General features: G+C 40.8%; 17 protein-coding genes and 1 pseudogene. 15 read left to right on the top strand and 3 right to left on the bottom strand.

Annotation, left to right across the window (positions count from 1 at the left end; all coding sequences use genetic code 11):
- Positions 1-12: 12 nt before the first annotated feature.
- The 7 genes from GC098_RS21600 to GC098_RS21570 all read left to right on the top strand — a co-directional run bounded on the left by GC098_RS21600 (position 13) and on the right by GC098_RS21570 (position 6094).
- The gene (locus GC098_RS21600) at positions 13-990 is read left to right on the top strand and encodes a glycosyltransferase family 2 protein (RefSeq protein ID WP_171645295.1); all 978 of its coding nucleotides are present in this window, start codon (positions 13-15) and stop codon (positions 988-990) included.
- Between the two features lie 75 nt (positions 991-1065).
- The gene (locus GC098_RS21595; RefSeq protein ID WP_171645294.1) at positions 1066-1809 is read left to right on the top strand and encodes a sugar phosphate nucleotidyltransferase; all 744 of its coding nucleotides are present in this window, start codon (positions 1066-1068) and stop codon (positions 1807-1809) included.
- Positions 1810-1824: 15 nt separating this feature from the next.
- Positions 1825-2370 (top strand): dTDP-4-dehydrorhamnose 3,5-epimerase, encoded by a 546-nt coding sequence (gene rfbC, locus GC098_RS21590; RefSeq protein ID WP_171645293.1) that lies wholly within the window; start codon positions 1825-1827, stop codon positions 2368-2370.
- Positions 2371-2387: 17 nt separating this feature from the next.
- Entirely contained in the window at positions 2388-3257 is an 870-nt protein-coding gene (gene galU, locus GC098_RS21585; protein ID WP_171645292.1) for a UTP--glucose-1-phosphate uridylyltransferase GalU, read from the top strand.
- 20 nt (positions 3258-3277) lie between these two features.
- Positions 3278-4297, top strand: coding sequence for a dTDP-glucose 4,6-dehydratase (gene rfbB / locus GC098_RS21580; protein ID WP_171645291.1), 1020 nt, complete (start codon positions 3278-3280; stop codon positions 4295-4297).
- Positions 4297-5157, top strand: coding sequence for a dTDP-4-dehydrorhamnose reductase (gene rfbD, locus GC098_RS21575; RefSeq protein ID WP_171645290.1), 861 nt, complete (start codon positions 4297-4299; stop codon positions 5155-5157). Before rfbB ends, rfbD begins: the two co-directional genes overlap by 1 nt.
- Entirely contained in the window at positions 5144-6094 is a 951-nt protein-coding gene (locus GC098_RS21570) for a glycosyltransferase family 2 protein (protein ID WP_171645289.1), read from the top strand. Before rfbD ends, GC098_RS21570 begins: the two co-directional genes overlap by 14 nt.
- A gap of 37 nt (positions 6095-6131) precedes the next feature.
- Here the strand turns inward: GC098_RS21570 and GC098_RS21565 are convergent, their stop codons facing one another.
- Complete coding sequence (locus GC098_RS21565) at positions 6132-6716, bottom strand: DUF6036 family nucleotidyltransferase (RefSeq protein WP_171645288.1); 585 nt, start codon at positions 6714-6716, stop codon at positions 6132-6134.
- Positions 6694-6954, bottom strand: coding sequence for a hypothetical protein (locus tag GC098_RS21560; RefSeq protein ID WP_171645287.1), 261 nt, complete (start codon positions 6952-6954; stop codon positions 6694-6696). The genes GC098_RS21565 and GC098_RS21560 overlap by 23 nt, the downstream gene beginning before the upstream one ends.
- 177 nt (positions 6955-7131) lie before the next feature.
- On the opposite strand from GC098_RS21560, the gene GC098_RS21555 reads away from it, so the two are divergent.
- From GC098_RS21555 to GC098_RS21540, 5 genes and pseudogenes are all read left to right on the top strand, one after another.
- Positions 7132-7998, top strand: a complete 867-nt coding sequence (locus tag GC098_RS21555; RefSeq protein WP_171645286.1) for a glycosyltransferase family 2 protein — start codon at positions 7132-7134, stop codon at positions 7996-7998.
- Between the two features lie 6 nt (positions 7999-8004).
- Positions 8005-9411: an undecaprenyl-phosphate glucose phosphotransferase gene (locus GC098_RS21550; RefSeq protein ID WP_171645285.1), complete on the top strand. Its 1407-nt coding sequence runs from the start codon at positions 8005-8007 to the stop codon at positions 9409-9411.
- Between the two features lie 82 nt (positions 9412-9493).
- The gene (locus tag GC098_RS40875; RefSeq protein WP_261302619.1) at positions 9494-9619 is read left to right on the top strand and encodes a hypothetical protein; all 126 of its coding nucleotides are present in this window, start codon (positions 9494-9496) and stop codon (positions 9617-9619) included.
- A 182-nt stretch (positions 9620-9801) separates the two neighbouring features.
- Positions 9802-10344 (top strand): annotated as a pseudogene (rfbC, locus tag GC098_RS21545) (dTDP-4-dehydrorhamnose 3,5-epimerase).
- A 118-nt stretch (positions 10345-10462) separates the two neighbouring features.
- Positions 10463-10747 (top strand): hypothetical protein, encoded by a 285-nt coding sequence (locus GC098_RS21540; protein ID WP_171645284.1) that lies wholly within the window; start codon positions 10463-10465, stop codon positions 10745-10747.
- 165 nt (positions 10748-10912) lie between these two features.
- Here the strand turns inward: GC098_RS21540 and GC098_RS21535 are convergent, their stop codons facing one another.
- Positions 10913-11992, bottom strand: a complete 1080-nt coding sequence (locus GC098_RS21535) for an acyltransferase family protein (RefSeq protein ID WP_171645283.1) — start codon at positions 11990-11992, stop codon at positions 10913-10915.
- 217 nt (positions 11993-12209) lie between these two features.
- On the opposite strand from GC098_RS21535, the gene GC098_RS21530 reads away from it, so the two are divergent.
- The 3 genes from GC098_RS21530 (at position 12210) to alr (ending at position 16181) form a co-directional block, all read left to right on the top strand.
- Complete coding sequence (locus GC098_RS21530; protein ID WP_171645282.1) at positions 12210-13397, top strand: outer membrane lipoprotein-sorting protein; 1188 nt, start codon at positions 12210-12212, stop codon at positions 13395-13397.
- A gap of 170 nt (positions 13398-13567) precedes the next feature.
- A complete protein-coding gene (locus tag GC098_RS40165) occupies positions 13568-14908 on the top strand; it encodes an SEC-C metal-binding domain-containing protein (protein WP_246358797.1) in 1341 nt (446 codons plus the stop codon).
- Between the two features lie 82 nt (positions 14909-14990).
- The gene (gene alr, locus GC098_RS21520) at positions 14991-16181 is read left to right on the top strand and encodes an alanine racemase (protein WP_171645281.1); all 1191 of its coding nucleotides are present in this window, start codon (positions 14991-14993) and stop codon (positions 16179-16181) included.
- The last annotated feature ends 116 nt before the right edge of the window (positions 16182-16297 follow it).

The raw sequence follows: 16297 nt of genomic DNA, 5'->3' as shown, positions 1-16297 counted from the left end.
GGAGTACAAAAAATGTCAGACAAGAAAATTACAATCCTAATTCCGGTCTATGATGAAGAAGAATCATTAACATTATTGTATGACCGACTTACAAAGGTAATTATCAGATTGAATTATAAATTTGAATTACTTTTTGTTAATGATGGTAGCAACGATAATTCACTTGAAATAATCAAGAATCTTGCAAAAAATGATGACAATGTTTCTTTTCTTAATTTATCAAGAAATTTCGGGAAAGAAATTGCCATGGCAGCAGGTATTGATTATGCAACTGGAGATGCACTTGTAATTCTAGATGCCGACCTACAAGATCCTCCAGAGTTAATAGAAAAGATGATTGAGGAATGGGAGAAAGGTTATGATGATATTTATGCGAAACGACGATCCCGTAGTGGTGAGACCTTTTTTAAAAAATACACATCATATGTCTACTATAAAATCTTGCAAAAGAGTACACGGGTACCTATTCAAGTAGATACCGGAGACTTTCGTTTGTTGAGTAAGAGAGCGATTGAAGCTTTAAAAACAATAAAAGAAAGCCAGAGATATACTAAAGGTTTATTTAGTTGGATTGGCCTTAATAAAAAAGAGATAGAATTTGACCGGGATCCTCGAATCGCTGGAGAGACTAAGTGGAACTATTTTAAATTATTTGAATTGGCAATAGAAGGTATTACATCTTTTACTATAGCACCATTAAGATTAGCTTCTATTTTGGGAATTTGTACATTTATTTTTTCCATGGTGTACATGATATTCCTGTTAATAAGAACTGTTATTTACGGTGATCCTGTAGCTGGGTACCCTTCTTTAGTGATAATAATTTTGTTCTTAGGTGGTATACAACTGCTTAGTTTAGGGATTATTGGTGAATATATAGGAAGAATTTTTAATGAGACTAAAAAAAGACCTATGTATTTTGTTGAAGAATACAACTTTGAAAAAGAATCTATCAGAGATAATGGCAAGTCTAGATATGTTAAAGTCTAAGATTCATGTAGATCAGATGTAATGTAGGTTATGAAATTCTGAAACAGCATCTAACCCCAAAATAGGAGACATATTATGAAAGGCATTATTCTAGCAGGAGGAACAGGCTCTCGTCTGTATCCACTAACTAAAGTTACAAATAAGCACTTATTACCAGTAGGCAAATACCCAATGATATTTCACTCAGTGGCCAAGCTTAAGCAAGCTGATATTAATGATATTCTTATCGTCACTGGTAAAGAACATATGGGTGACGTTGTTAACCTGCTAGGAAGCGGTCGAGAAATGGGAGTAACCTTTACGTACAAAGTCCAAGATGAAGCTGGAGGAATTGCTCAAGCACTTGATCTGGCAGAACACTTCGTAGGCAACGATCAAATGGTAGTTATTCTTGGTGATAACGTATTTGAAGAGAGCATTGTTCCATTTGTCGACAACTTCAGGGTTCAACGTAACGGCGCTAAGATTCTCATTCAAGAGGTTCAGGATCCTCAACGATACGGTGTTCCAGAGTTGCAAGGAGAGAAGATCATCTCTATTGAGGAAAAGCCAAAACAACCCAAAAGCAACTATGCAGTAACAGGTATTTATATGTATGACAGTTCTGTATTTGAAATTGTAAAGACGCTTAAGCCATCGGGGCGTGGCGAACTAGAAATTACAGATGTTAATAATGCATACATCGAAAAAAATGAACTTACTTACGATATTCTTCAAGGCTGGTGGACGGATGCAGGTACACATCCCTCTTTAGCTAAAGCCAATGAATTGGCGAAAGATTTGTTTTTTGGAGAAGAGTTTGGGAAACTTAAATTATAAGAGGTGCCAATACTGATGAATATTATTTCTACGAAGTTAGAAGGATTATGTATTGTAGAGCCCGATGTCCATGGTGACAATCGGGGCTTTTTTATGGAGAGTTATAGTAGTGTTAAGTTTGCTGAGCTTGGAATCGATCATCTATTTGTTCAAGACAATCATTCATTATCTGTGGAAACTGGAGTTTTACGAGGACTCCACTATCAGTTAAATCCTAAAGCCCAAACAAAACTCGTTAGAGTGGCATCCGGAGCTATTTATGATGTGGCTGTAGACATTCGCAGGAACTCGTCAACGTTTGGCCAGTGGGTAGGGGTTATATTAAGCGAGGCTAATAAGCGACAACTTCTTGTTCCCCAGGGCTTTGCTCATGGCTTTTGTACTATTGTTCCTAATACGCAGGTGCTTTACAAAGTGGACGAGTACTACTCCCCTGAACACGATAGGGGCATACTTTGGAGTGATCCGGCGATTGGTATTGATTGGCCAACATCTAAACCTATTCTTTCTGATAAAGATCAAAAACACCCGCTACTTAAAGATGCGGAAATAAACTTTTAAAAGTAGGGGAAGCTTTAATGCGGATAAAAAAGGCCATTATTCCAGCCGCCGGATTAGGAACAAGATTTCTTCCGGCAACTAAGGCAATGCCAAAAGAAATGCTCCCAATTGTAGATAAGCCAACCATCCAATATATTGTTGAAGAGGCGGTTGCTTCTGGTATCGAAGACATTATTATAGTCACTGGCAGAGGGAAAAGAGCGATCGAGGATCATTTTGATAATTATTTTGAATTAGAACAAAATTTATTTGATAAAGGGAAATTTGATCTTCTGGATGAAGTTCAAAAACCTACAAAATTAGTTGATATCCATTACATTAGACAGAAGGAGCCTAAGGGTCTCGGACATGCCATTTGGTGTGCTCGTAAGTTTATAGGAGACGAGCCGTTTGCTGTTCTTCTTGGTGATGATATCGTAGTTTCTGAAACACCTTGTTTAAGACAAATGATTGATCTATTTGGAGATTATAATTCCTCAATCATTGGTGTAAAACAAGTAAGTGATGAAGAACGTTCGCGATATGGTATTGTAGAGGCATTGGAAATGAGTGAACGGGTTTACAGGGCAATGAAACTATTTGAAAAACCTACTAGCGATATTACCCAATCCAAACTTGCTATTATGGGGAGATACATTCTTACTCCTAAAATCTTTGATATCTTAGAAACTACTCAAATTGGTCGTGGTGGAGAAATTCAGTTAACCGATGCGATATCTGAATTAAATCAATCCGAAAGCGTATATGCTTATGATTTTGTTGGGACAAGGTATGATGTGGGAGAAAAGTTGGGGTTTATAAAGACCACTATAGACTTTGCATTAGAGCGTCCTGACTTAAAAAATGATTTGCTTGAATATTTAAAACAGGTTATTGCTACTAAATAAAAATAGGGAGCTATACTGACATGAAAGTACTTGTAACTGGTGGAGCTGGATTTATCGGCAGCAACTTCGTTCATTATATGCTGGATCGATATCCAAGCTATGAAATTATTAATATTGATGCTTTGACGTATGCTGGAAATCTAGAGAATCTTTTATCAATTCAAGAAAATAGCCAATATACATTCGTTAAGGGTGATATCACAAACACGGAGCTAGTGAACAGTTTGTTCGAACAGGGTGTTGATACGGTTGTTCATTTCGCTGCGGAATCGCATGTGGATCGAAGTATTCTTGAACCAGATATTTTCGTGAAGACGAACGTCTTAGGTACGCAAGTTTTACTTGAAGCTGCCAGAAAATATGATGTTAAGAAATTCGTTCATGTTTCCACGGACGAGGTTTACGGAACACTTGGTGAGATTGGTCTTTTCACAGAAGAAACACCTTTATCACCTAACAGTCCATATTCGGCAAGTAAAGCTGGATCTGATCTTCTCGTGAGGGCTTATCACGAAACTTTTGGACTTCCGATTAACATCACTCGTTGTTCCAATAACTATGGACCGTATCAGTTCCCTGAAAAGTTGATCCCTTTAATGATTGCGAATGCTTTGAGCGATAAGTCTCTCCCTGTATATGGTGACGGTCTTAATATTAGGGATTGGTTATATGTCGAGGATCATTGCAGCGCGATTGATCTGGTTTTACATAAGGGTATCAATGGTGAGGTTTATAATATCGGCGGTAATAATGAGAGAACAAATATTCAAATCATACAAACTATTCTTCGAGAGCTGGGTAAACCAGAATCTTTGATGCAATTCGTGAAAGATCGACCAGGTCATGACCGTCGATATGGAATTGATGCAACGAAGATTACGGAGGAGCTTGGATGGAAGCCGAAGCATAATTTTGAGACGGGTATTCATGAAACGATTCGTTGGTACTTGGATAATCAAGACTGGTGGAAACGAATTCAGACGGGTGAGTATCAAAAATATTTTACCGAGCAATACGGCTCTCGGCTAGGTGCCAAATAATGAGAATAGTTGTGACTGGGGCAAATGGCCAATTAGGGCAAGATGTTATTAAACAGTTAGGAGCTAAGCACGAGGTTCATGGTCTTGGGAGAGAGCAGCTAGATATTACAAATGAAACCCAATGTCTTGAGGTTCTGAAAGCCTTGAAGCCAGAAGTTATCATTCACAGTGCTGCGTATACAGCTGTTGATCTTGCCGAGACGGAAGAAGCAATAGCTTATCGAGTCAATGCTGACGGAACTAAGAATCTTGCAGTGGCTGCAGAGAGCATAGGGGCGAAATTTTGCTATATTAGCACAGATTACGTATTTGATGGTACGGCTAAGAGTGCTTATCGAGAAAACGATGATACCAACCCTCAAAGTGTATATGGGAAATCCAAAAGAGCTGGGGAACAGCATGTTGAATCGTTATCATCTAAATATTTCATCGTAAGAACCTCTTGGGTCTACGGTATTTATGGCACCAACTTCGTCAAAACGATGTTGAATTTAGCTCAAACCCGAGATTCCTTAAAGGTTGTAAGTGATCAATACGGATCACCGACTTATACGGTCGATCTCGCCCTATTTCTTGAACAACTTGTGCAGACTGAACTTTATGGTATTTATCATGCATCTAATTCGGGAGTTTGTTCGTGGTATGATTTTGCCTGTGCCATCTTTGAAGAGAGTGGCGTGAAGATCAAGGTGGATCCTTGTACAACGGAAGAATTTCCGCGACCTGCTCCAAGACCACGAAATTCTGCTATTGAACATGAAGCAATCCGTGCTAATGGTTTTGAAGATTTACGACCTTGGCGTGAGGGGCTTAGAGCATTTTTGAAGGAACTAGGAGAGAGTAAGGATGAAAACCGTTAGTGTTCACACTGTTACTTACAATAGTTCTGAACATATCGATGATTGTTTGGAAGCAGTTATTAGGCAATCCCATCCGATTGAACGGATAGTAGTTATTGATAATGCTTCAAAGGATAATACACTAGAGAAATTAGAAAAATGGTCGGAGAAGTGTAGTATTATTCAGAATTCCATAAACAATGGGTTCGCTGGCGGACATAATCAGGCTATTCGGATGACAGACACGGATTATTGTCTTATTCTCAATCCTGATGTAGTTCTTGATCCTGATTATATTCTTAACACTGTAAAAACATTAATAAACCATTCTCAAGCGGGTAGTATGACGGGTAAACTGCTATTCAAAGCAGATCCTAGTCACATTGATAGTACAGGGCTAGTGATTAACAAGGCACGCAGAGCCTTTGACCGCGGCGCACATCAGACAGGCGATCAGTTCAATCACGCTGAAGAGATCTTTGGTGTATCAGGAGCAGCTGCCATGTATTCTCGCGAAATGATTAATGACATTAGCCTTAATGGCGAATTTTTTGATGAGGACTTTTTTGCGTATAAAGAAGATGTAGATGTTGCTTGGCGGGCGCAGTTACTAGGCTGGAAGGCTTACTATGAGCCAACGGCTATTGCGTATCACGAACGAGGTTGGAAGGAAGGCGGTAGGAGCAGTAAGCCGCTTTTTGTCAGGAGATTATCATACATTAATCGGTATAAAATGATGGTGAAAAACGATCGAATCTCAATGATACTGAAGCATATCATTCCACTGTTGGTGTATGAATGTCTCAGCTTTGCTTACGCTCTTTTGCGGGAACCAAAGCTGCTTGGAGCTTGGTCCAGCTTTTTCCACACATATAAAGATCTTCGACAAAAGCGAGGTATGATTCGAAGCAAGCAAAAAGTAGAAGCTACTGAGATCAACCGATGGTTTGGGAAATAAATAAAGGCACTTACCCTGAATACTTCGGTAGGTGCCTTTACTTTATTCTGTTCTTCTCATCCCTAGCTTCGGCAAGCCAATCTTCAAACTCGTCTTTTTCGGAGGGGTGCTGAAAATTAGCCTCGATATAAACGAAATCGATATCTTCAAAATAAATAAGCAATAAACGGTAGCCCCATTCACGATCTTCACCAGACTTCCAATGAACTGCCGACCGAAGACGATCCAAGATAATATCCTCGATACCTATGACGTAAACTTTCATATTTTCGTCCAATGGTAGTTCGGTAACTTTATTATAGTCACCTGTCAAAAAGTTACTGGGGATTTCAATAGAGATACCTACAACAGGATGAATCCAATCTTTTCCGATTTTTTGAAAATCCAGTTCTTTTAAAATTTCATCTGCAATCTCATACCCATCCATAACGAGGTCCGTATCTTGAGTGGTATAACCGCTTTGGGAATAGATTTCAACAGCTAACCCTCCCACAATGATAGGTTTAATTTGATGTTCTAAAAGTAATTCTGTGAAAATAGCTGTAGAAAAAATGAGGCGCTCGAATTTTGTTTTATCTTTTAGTGCATAGATAGCTTGCTTAGCTTCGGATATATTTGGCAATAGTTAACACCCGTCTTTCTTTATCGTAAATAATTGTTCCATCTTTAAGAGCTTTACGATATTGGGATCGAGCGAGATAATTTAAGGCCTTAATCTCATCTGGATCTCGAGGTTTCATTCGGTTCATTGTCCAACCTTGGTCTTTGGTTTTTCCACGGAAGACGTTTACTGCGTAATCTACATTTGAACGATTGGCCGCCAACTTGGATTGTATGTCGCCTAGTGACATTTTTCTCATGGAAAACCCCTCCAGTTCCTTATTCTAATTATATCCTACATAAAGGGTAATTAAAATATGGAAACAACCTAAAATCCCTACGAAAGCTTATGAGCTTAAAAATATATAAGTTTTTACGCTTTTATGCGCCCGTGGTATAATAAACATGAATGAAATAACTACAAATGAGGTTTTCCATTGGACCTGTCTATCATCATAGTTAATTATAAAACACGTGACCTAACTTTAGCATGTATAGAGTCAGTATTATCGTCGTGTACAGCTTACAAGTTCGAAATTATTCTAGTCGATAACGCCTCTGATGACGGCATGTTACAGGTGGTATCAGAGCTTCATCCGCAAGTTGTTTGTATTGCTAACACAGATAACGTAGGATTTTCAAGAGCTAACAACCAGGGCATTCGCATTGCTAAAGGTCGCTACGTACTACTCTTGAACTCCGACACAATCGTCCAACCTGATACATTAGACGTCATGCTGCGTTTCATGGACGAGAACCCCGCCGTGGGAGCCAGCGGTTGCAAAATCGTACTTCCAGATGGTTCACTCGACAAAGCCTGTAAACGGGGCTTCCCAACACCCTCAGCTTCCTTTTACTATGCCTTCGGATTTTCTAAGCTATTCCCGAACTCACCTCGTTTCAATCAATATCAGTTAGGTTACTTAAGTTCGGACGATGAATATCCAATCGATTCACTAGTTGGGGCCTTCATGCTAATCCGCCGCGAGGCGATTGAGCAAGTGGGAGTGCTTGATGAGGAATTTTTTATGTATGGTGAGGATATAGATTGGTGTTATAGAATTAAGGAAGCGGGTTGGGTAAATTATTATTACCCTCGCACTCAAATTATCCATCACAAAGGCGCAAGCAGTCGTAGGAAGCCTTTTAAAATCATATATGAGTTTCACAGGGCTATGATTTTATTTCATAAAAAGCATTATCGTAAGAAGTATTCTTGGCTAACGAACGCGATGGTTTATGCAGGTGTTAGCTTAAAATTCATACTTTCCTTAGTCAGAAATAAACTACGTCCAGCGAGGTGATTTACATTGATTCGACAGAGTCAAGGGTTCCTGACACAACTTTATGCACTTGCCGACTTCATATGTATTCAGCTCGTGTTCTTACTGTCATGGTGGCTGAAATTTAGAAGCGGTTGGATCCCATTTGTTTCTCCTCTTCCATTTAAGCATTACATAATGTGGAGTGTCTGTTACGCTATTATCGCGATTTTGATAAGTTATATGGTCAATTTCTATACACCTAAGAGGAAAAAACAGTTTTCTTTTGAAGTATTGAAAATTATCCAAGTCCATACGTTCAGCTTGTTACTGCTGTTAAGTGTTTTGTTCATTTTAAAAGAAGTCGATGTTTCACGTTCTTATCTATTATTATTCTTAGTTAACAATATCCTCTTCATAAGCTTTTATCGCTATATGATTAAAATCTCGCTAAAGCGAGTCCGGCAAAAGGGCTATAACAAGCAATTCATTCTAATTCTCGGTGCAGGCTCACTAGGCCGTCAGTTCTACACGAAGCTGAGGCAGCATCCAGAGTTAGGATATGAAGTAGTCGGTTTCCTTGATGATTATCAGGAGAAACACGAAATCACTTACCAGAGCTATAAGCCAATTATCGGGAAGATAGACGATCTAGAGTCTATTCTGAACGATCTCATCATCGATGAGGTCATTATCGCTCTACCTCTAGATGCTCATCGCAAGTTCGGCAGCATTATCAATGTGTGTGAAAAAATTGGGGTCAAAACACTGATCATACCGGACTTTTATGATTTCTTGCCGTCCCGCCCTTATTTCGATAATTTTGCTGATATGCCGCTGATTAACGTGCGTGATATCCCGTTGGATGAGTTCCGGAATCGACTTTTCAAGCGAGCTTTCGATATTATTTTCGCCTCTGTGGCCATTCTTATTACTCTGCCAGTTATGATTGCATCTGTAATTGCAATTAAACTTACTTCTCCAGGTCCGATCATTTTTAAGCAAGAGCGTGTAGGTCTAAACCGCAGAAGGTTTATGATGTATAAGTTCCGCAGTATGAATGTGTTGGCAGAGAGTGCCTCAAATACGGAGTGGACGGTTGAAAATGACCCGCGGCGAACGAAGGTCGGAACCTTCCTCCGTAAAACGAGTTTGGATGAGCTGCCGCAGTTTTTTAATGTGCTTTTTGGGCATATGAGTGTAGTTGGTCCAAGACCTGAACGTCCTTATTTCGTGGAACAATTCAAGGAAGAAGTTCCGAAATATATGGTGAAGCATCATATCCGTCCGGGCATTACAGGGTGGGCTCAGAGCAACGGCTTAAGAGGCGATACCTCTATTGAAGAACGCATCAAACACGACATTTTCTATATTGAAAATTGGACTTTTTTATTCGATATTAAAATTATTTGGAGAACGATTATTAACGGTTTTATTAATAAAAATGCGTACTAAAAATTTTTTCGCATCAACCGCATGATTCGTCAACATCTTCCCCATACTATGCATATACTAAGTATGCGGGGAGGTTATTCTTATGATCGATCATGAAGACGCTTACCAGGATGATCATTTGTCGGTTGGCAAAGGGTTGATTGTTGGTGTTGTGTTCGGCTCCCTGATCTGGGCGGCCATAATAGCTGGTGTTGTGTATATGTGGTAGAGTGTATTTCATAAATGAAGAGGCTGCTGAGGCTATTTATAGCCCCAAGCAGTCTCTTTTTTTGGTTTGAAAATGTCGGAATTTGGAAGTTGAAGTGCTGGCGGTGTATATCCGTTGATGACACGAGCTAGAGACATTTCTAAATAATCATGCATACGTTAGTTACAGAGGTGATCTAGCTGATGAATGTTATTGCCACAAAACTGCCAGGATTATTTATTATTGAGCCTGATGTTCATGGGGATCATCGGGGTTTTTTATGGAAAGTTATCATCGCGCGAAATTGGCGGAGCATGGAATAGATATTCCTTTTATTCAAGACAATCATTCTTTGTCTGTAGAAGTTGGAGTTTTGCGGGGACTTCATTTTCAGTTGAATCCTAAAGCTCAAACGAAGCTAATTCGGGTTGTTTCAGGTGCAATTTATGATGTGGCAGTTGATATCCGTAAAAACTCTGCTACTTTCGGTCAATGGGTAGGCGTCACTCTCAGTGCGGCTAATAAGCGCCAGCTGCTTGTTCCTCAAGGATTTGCTCACGGGTTTTGTACGACTGAGCCGCAAACTCAAGTGTTATACAAGGTGGACGTATTACTCTCCTGAACATGATAGAGGAATCTTGTGGTGCGACCAGGCTATTGGCGTTAATTGGCCGACAGCTAATCCCATTTTATCGGATAAGGATCAGAAGCACCCGCTGCTTAAAGATGCAGAGATTAATTTTTGAAAATTAACTATAAAAGTGGGTTTATGGATGGTTTTGGTGAAGGAAGAAAGGATTCTTTTTGAATTGATTCTGGGTTATAATGGAATGTATAAAGCTTCTGGTGTGGAGGTTAACCTTGATGAGTGAAATGACAGACCGTGAATTTCTAAGTGCGATACTCAGGAGATTGAATGAGATAGACGCAGATGTTACGGCCATTAAAGATCGGGTTGACAGTATAGATAGGCGGTTGGGTAATGTTGAGGATCGACTCATTGGCGTCGAGAATCGATTGATAAAAATTGAAGATACGGTGCAAGAGGTTAAACAAGTTCAAATACAGCAAGGTGAACAGATTGCAGGTATTGCTGTTACAATGATGGAGCATGCGGCAAGCATACGTTCACTCAAATTGGTAAAATAAATGAGTAAGATTAGCTAACCTAATCTTGCTTTTTTTCGCATACGTTCCCGCAAAGAAATTTCAGTTCTCTACTCTACTACAAGAAGAGAGCATCTAATTTACTTGACTTTTTTTAACACATATAGAGGCTGCATGGGCTAATGAAAGCCACTGCAGCCTTTGTATCTAAGAAACAGGATTTGATGATTTGGAAGGTCTTAATTTCATTGTGTTTTTGAGCCCAGTAACAAGCGGTTTCTCAGCAAGCCTATAAGCCGCGTAGCATAGGGGCACGACCATCGCCACAATAATTAGATCAGTAAGTAGAAATCCAAGATGATTAACCAAATGTGTCACCACACTCAACTTCATTAAAATTGAAATAAATAATAGATGGGTCAGTAAAATCGTGTATGAAGCATTTCCTACCTTGCTAAGGATTTTCACCCAATAAGACAACCGAAGTTGTTCAGGAACAGAAGAAGCGCCTAATAATACAAATGTAGCTGGAATGATGTAAAGCAGGTAATTGTGATAAGGGGTAAAAAGATATTTGTTGTTCAACCATATTATCGCAAAGCCAAGCATGCCTAAAACAATCAATAATTTATAGTGTTTACTTCTATGATACTCTGCCCATTTGGCAATTAAGCAGCCTACAATAAATTCTAAGTTAACTTCATTGAAGATGAAGTTTAGATAGAAATGACGGTCAATATCAGCACCTATCAGCGGAAAATTAAGAACGTGGCAGAGAGTTAATGTTACCCATATGGAAATGAAGAGATAGGCTGGCTTTTTGCCAAGTGACATGAGAAGGCTGAAAACCAAGTAAAAGAGTACAAAGTAACTTAACGACCAGGCAACTGGAAGAACTGGACCATGAGCTTGGGGCAGCAGTAGGAATGATTTGATGATGGTATCTTTATGGGTCTCATATCCGTAGCCAAAGCTAGGGACGAGAAAATAAACGGGCAGTACGACGAATGTAATTAACCAGTAGAAAGGGTAGATACGTATTAGCCGATTCGATAGATAGGGAAGAACACTCATTTTGGTTCCGATTTTATGACCATATGTATGATACAGTAGAAAACCAGTAAGTACGAAAAAGAAATCTACACCACCAGATCGTCCTATAGCACTAATCCCCAGTAAGTCGTATTGAAAGTACTTGAAGGACATAGCGGATGTATGAAACAGCAGCACAAAAAATGCTGCTGCTCCTCGTGAAGCTTGAAGCACGATTCTCTGATTGTTATTCAATAAAAACCCTCCGGTTCATGGTTATGGATCCTACAAACCATCATGCCAAAAGAGTGTGAATAAATTATGTATACAATCTGAAAGGCAGCTGAATTGTTTAAAAGTTCATTTATAAAACCTTTTTCGCGGCCAAGCCCCAACTCGTCTGCATAATCGGCCAAGTCCCCTCATATGCATGTACTATGTTGATGTTAATCATGAGTGAGGGGATGATCGAATGCGCCGGGTCACATGGGTGGTAGCAGTGGTGATGTGCTTAGCATTGGTTCTCGCGGGATGCGGGATGGGCAAGAAGGATGCAGGATCTATCGTAAAGGATTTGGATCATGTGATCAGCAAGTCGGGCAGTTATCAGGCTTCAGGAAGCATGATTTTGAACACGGGGCAGCAGCCGCAGGAGTATCAGGTTGAGGTGGCTTACTCGCCGGATCATTTCTACCGTATTTCTCTTACGAATGCGGGGAAGGACGTGACGCAGATCGTGCTGCGTAATGAGGAGGGCGTGTTTGTGCTTACGCCGCATCTCAAGAAGAGCTTCCGCTTCCAAAGCGATTGGCCGGAGAATCAGGGGCAGGTGTATCTGTTCCAATCTCTTGCGAAAAGCATAATTGCCGATAAGGATCGCCAATTTACAACGGATAATGATACGTATGTGTTCGATGTTGCAGCCAATTATCAAAATGAGCAGCTGTCACGCCAGAAAATTTGGCTGAATAAGAAGACTCTGGCGCCTAAGCAGGTTCAGGTGTCGGATGCGAATAAGAATGTGTTGGTTCAAGTAAATTTTACGAGTTTTGAATTCGATGCTAAGTTCGACAAGGATTATTTCCAAATGGAGCGCAATATGACCAGCTGGAATTTGAAGTCTTTACCTACGATGGCTGGCGTTGGCGTAACGGATGCGAATCACCCAGCAACGGGTGATAAGTCTGTAACAGATAAGAATCTGTCAGCAACAGGCGGTCAATCCGATCAAGCTGCTGGTCAAGCTCAAGATGGGCAAAAGGCGACAGCAACTAAAGCAGGCACAGATGCGACGAAATCGACTGCCGCGGCAAGCAAAGCCCAGAGTATCGGTATCATCGAGCCGTCTTATCTGCCAAAAGAAGTGGTGAAGCAGGACATCACGGATATGAAGCTTGGTGAGGACGCAGCGGTCCTTTTGAGATACAAAGGGAAGTACAACTTCAGTCTCATCGAGGTGAGACCACAGGCAAAATCTGTGTCCTTGCAGCCGGGCACGATTGTTGATCTTGGATTCACGATCGGTGTGCTCACGGGGGATGAGAAGAAGACGCTCACTTGGACGAATGACGGCGTAGAGTTCAGATTGTCGACAGGCGATTTGCCTACGAATGAAATGATCAAGGTCGCTATGGCGACTGAGGGGCAGTCTGGGAAATAAGAAAATATTGTGTCAAATATAAGCTGAAAAAGGGAAGCCCTGCACGATTTGTGTAGGTTTTTTCCCTTTTTTTGCAAATTTTTATGCAAGAAGATTTAACCAACTCCCCCGAAAGGGAGTTTTTTTGGTATAATGCAACTTTGGAGTAAATAGATAATGGAGTGTCTTTGATGAAAACAACTGGTGAGTTAACAATGGACGTGCAACAGCAATATTGGGAAAATGAGATTGCCCTATTCGGCAAGTATCTTGCGGAGGAAGGCAAATTAAAAGCAGATACGATTGACAAACATATGGATCGCATGCAATTTATGACGACGGAGTACTTTGTCCGTTACACATTGGGTTATGAACAGCTGCAAAGCGAGATGATTGTTGATTTTCTTGGTCGTTTCTACATTAGCAATATACTGAATAGCTCTAAGTCTGATATAAGTGCTTATTTACCTTCGATTAAAAAGTGGGTGCAGTTTCTTCTGCAATCTGAAAAAATTTCGGCTAAACAGTGTGCTGAGGTATTAGATGTATGTAAGAATAAAGAGTTTTTCTTAGAGCGTTTTGAACAGTATATGGAGGCAAATAGTGACCTGGCCTTGGAAAATTGGCATAATTCAAATGATATTAAGGCTTATTTGGCTCTTCAGGCGTCTGAATCTGCACCTATCGTGGTTGAGATGAGACCTATTCTGGTAGATAAAAGTTTGCTTGAGCAATGGATGGATGAAAAGACAGCTCTACCTCAAATCGTTGCAGATTTTCAAATGTTTCTGGCTTCTTTGCAGGATGCCAAGAGTTTGAAATTGACGCCTGCCAGACAACATTTGCCGCGGAATTTTTGGAAAGAGCTTGATGAGAAGCTTGGCTGGGAGCTTTTTCGTAAACCAACGTTGAACCAGGACCAGGTGCCTTTGTTTCAATTCTTTTTCTATGCAGCTGAGCATCTTGGATTGATATCTGAGAGCAAGAAGCAGTGTGTAGTCACGAATCAGGCAGCAAGCTATCTCGCATTAACTGATAAGGAACAAGGAATCGTTCTACTAGATTCGCTTTGGAATAAGGTTGAGTGGGGACAGCTGCAGGAAGCTAACGAGGGTGGTTATCCTGAGTGGGTCCAAGATTCAAGAGAGGCAATCGCAAGTGTGCTAGCAAGCTGGCCTGTAGATCAGGCGCAGAATGTTGAAGACGAGTGGAAGCGGACCACGGATGTGTTCCTGCATTCCGTTGTTGCTGTGTTGGAACGGTTTGAACTGGTTAGTGCGAAGTTTAGGCCGGAGTCTGAAATCAAGTATGCTTTTCAAAGAACGCCGCTTATCATGACGGTAAAAGATTCGGGTATGCGCGTTTTCCGCTATTTTGCTAATGAAAATGTTCAACCTCAGCAGAAGCCGGCGGTAGTTCGTGTCATCAATTCTACGAATGATCTAAAGGCTGTTTCTGGTAAAAGTAAAATCGGACGCAATGATCCTTGCACATGCGGTAGCGGGAAGAAATATAAGAAATGTTGTTTATAAGTCTGCAAAAGCAAGGTTGACAGTTTTTCGTGATTAGGCTTAACATAGGTTTACTTGTAATGGATAAATGAGGTGAACGCTGGTGGATGCTTTTTATCGTCCCACGTGGGTAGAAATTTCGTTAGATGCACTGCGAAGCAACATTGAAGGTTTTCAGAAGGTACTGCCGGCAGGAATGAAACAGATGGCAGTCGTTAAAGCTGATGCGTACGGACACGGGGCTGTTGAAGTATCCAAAGAGGTTCTCGCCGCGGGTGTGGATTACTTGGGTGTGGCGTTTTTTGATGAAGCGTTGGAGCTAAGGAATGCGGGGATCACTGCACCTATTCTGGTACTAGGCTATACGCCTCCAGAAGGGGTTGATAGAGCGCGTGAACTCGATGTGACGATTGCTGTCTATAGTAGAGATGTTCTCGAAAAGCTTTGTTTTCAGGGGCAAATGAAAGATGGGGCGCTTCAAAAGAAGCTAAAGATCCATATCAAGCTGGATACTGGCATGGGGCGACTTGGTTTGCACACGGAAGAGGATGCTATTCCATTTATTGAGGAAGCTTTGACGCTGCCGAATGTGGAAGTTGAGGGTTTATTCACGCATTACGCGAATGCAGATGAAGTAGATAAGAGCTATACGATGGAGCAATATCGCCGTTTTGAGCGAATTGTGAGTTATTTTACGGATAAAGGTGTTAAGTTTCCATATATACATGCAGGCAATAGCGCAGCGGCCATAGATTTGCCAGGTTTGACGTATTCAATGGTGCGTTTGGGGATTTCGATGTATGGCTTGTATCCTTCCGAGGATGTAGATCAAACGAAAATCGAGTTAAAGCCGGTACTAAGTCTCAAAACAGGGATTGTTCATCTTAAAACGCTGCCTCCAGGCTCAGGAGTTAGCTACGGCACGATTTATCACACCAAGAGCGACGAACAAATTGGGACACTGCCGATTGGCTATGCGGATGGGTATTCTCGGATGCTTTCGGGTAAGGCTGAGGTTCTTGTTCGGGGCAAAAGAGTGCCAATCGTCGGTAAAATCTGTATGGATCAATGTATGATCAATGTATCGGATGTACCTGATGTTCAGTCTCTGGACGAGGTTGTGGTGATCGGGGAGCAAGACGGAGAGCGCATTACGGCTGAAGATGTAGCTCGTCAGTTAGGTACTGTTAACTATGAAATTATTTGTATGATTTCACATCGTGTTGCGCGTGTGTATGTGCGTGACGGCAAACGTATAGATGCAATTAATCCTCTCATGCGGCATCGCTACTAAGAGTAACAGATTTATTTACCATTTATTTTTTGTGTTAGATGGAGAGGATTTTCCGAATAAGCCATCGAATACTATGTAAGTAGGAATCTTATATCCAAGTGTGTAACATATTTGAT

Source organism: Paenibacillus phytorum (assembly GCF_013141715.1).
Taxonomy (GTDB): domain Bacteria; phylum Bacillota; class Bacilli; order Paenibacillales; family NBRC-103111; genus Paenibacillus_E; species Paenibacillus_E phytorum.
Note: the sequence above shows the minus strand (reverse complement) of the source record. Positions and strands in the feature narration are given on the sequence as shown.

Coding starts and splice junctions, on each gene's coding strand:
- GC098_RS21600 (WP_171645295.1), top strand. CDS start 13: ATGTCAGACAAGAAAATTACAATCCTAATTCCGGTCTATGATGAAGAA.
- GC098_RS21595 (WP_171645294.1), top strand. CDS start 1,066: ATGAAAGGCATTATTCTAGCAGGAGGAACAGGCTCTCGTCTGTATCCA.
- rfbC (WP_171645293.1), top strand. CDS start 1,825: ATGAATATTATTTCTACGAAGTTAGAAGGATTATGTATTGTAGAGCCC.
- galU (WP_171645292.1), top strand. CDS start 2,388: ATGCGGATAAAAAAGGCCATTATTCCAGCCGCCGGATTAGGAACAAGA.
- rfbB (WP_171645291.1), top strand. CDS start 3,278: ATGAAAGTACTTGTAACTGGTGGAGCTGGATTTATCGGCAGCAACTTC.
- rfbD (WP_171645290.1), top strand. CDS start 4,297: ATGAGAATAGTTGTGACTGGGGCAAATGGCCAATTAGGGCAAGATGTT.
- GC098_RS21570 (WP_171645289.1), top strand. CDS start 5,144: ATGAAAACCGTTAGTGTTCACACTGTTACTTACAATAGTTCTGAACAT.
- GC098_RS21560 (WP_171645287.1), bottom strand. CDS start 6,954: ATGAGAAAAATGTCACTAGGCGACATACAATCCAAGTTGGCGGCCAAT.
- GC098_RS40875 (WP_261302619.1), top strand. CDS start 9,494: ATGATCGATCATGAAGACGCTTACCAGGATGATCATTTGTCGGTTGGC.
- GC098_RS21540 (WP_171645284.1), top strand. CDS start 10,463: ATGAGTGAAATGACAGACCGTGAATTTCTAAGTGCGATACTCAGGAGA.
- GC098_RS21530 (WP_171645282.1), top strand. CDS start 12,210: ATGCGCCGGGTCACATGGGTGGTAGCAGTGGTGATGTGCTTAGCATTG.
- GC098_RS40165 (WP_246358797.1), top strand. CDS start 13,568: ATGAAAACAACTGGTGAGTTAACAATGGACGTGCAACAGCAATATTGG.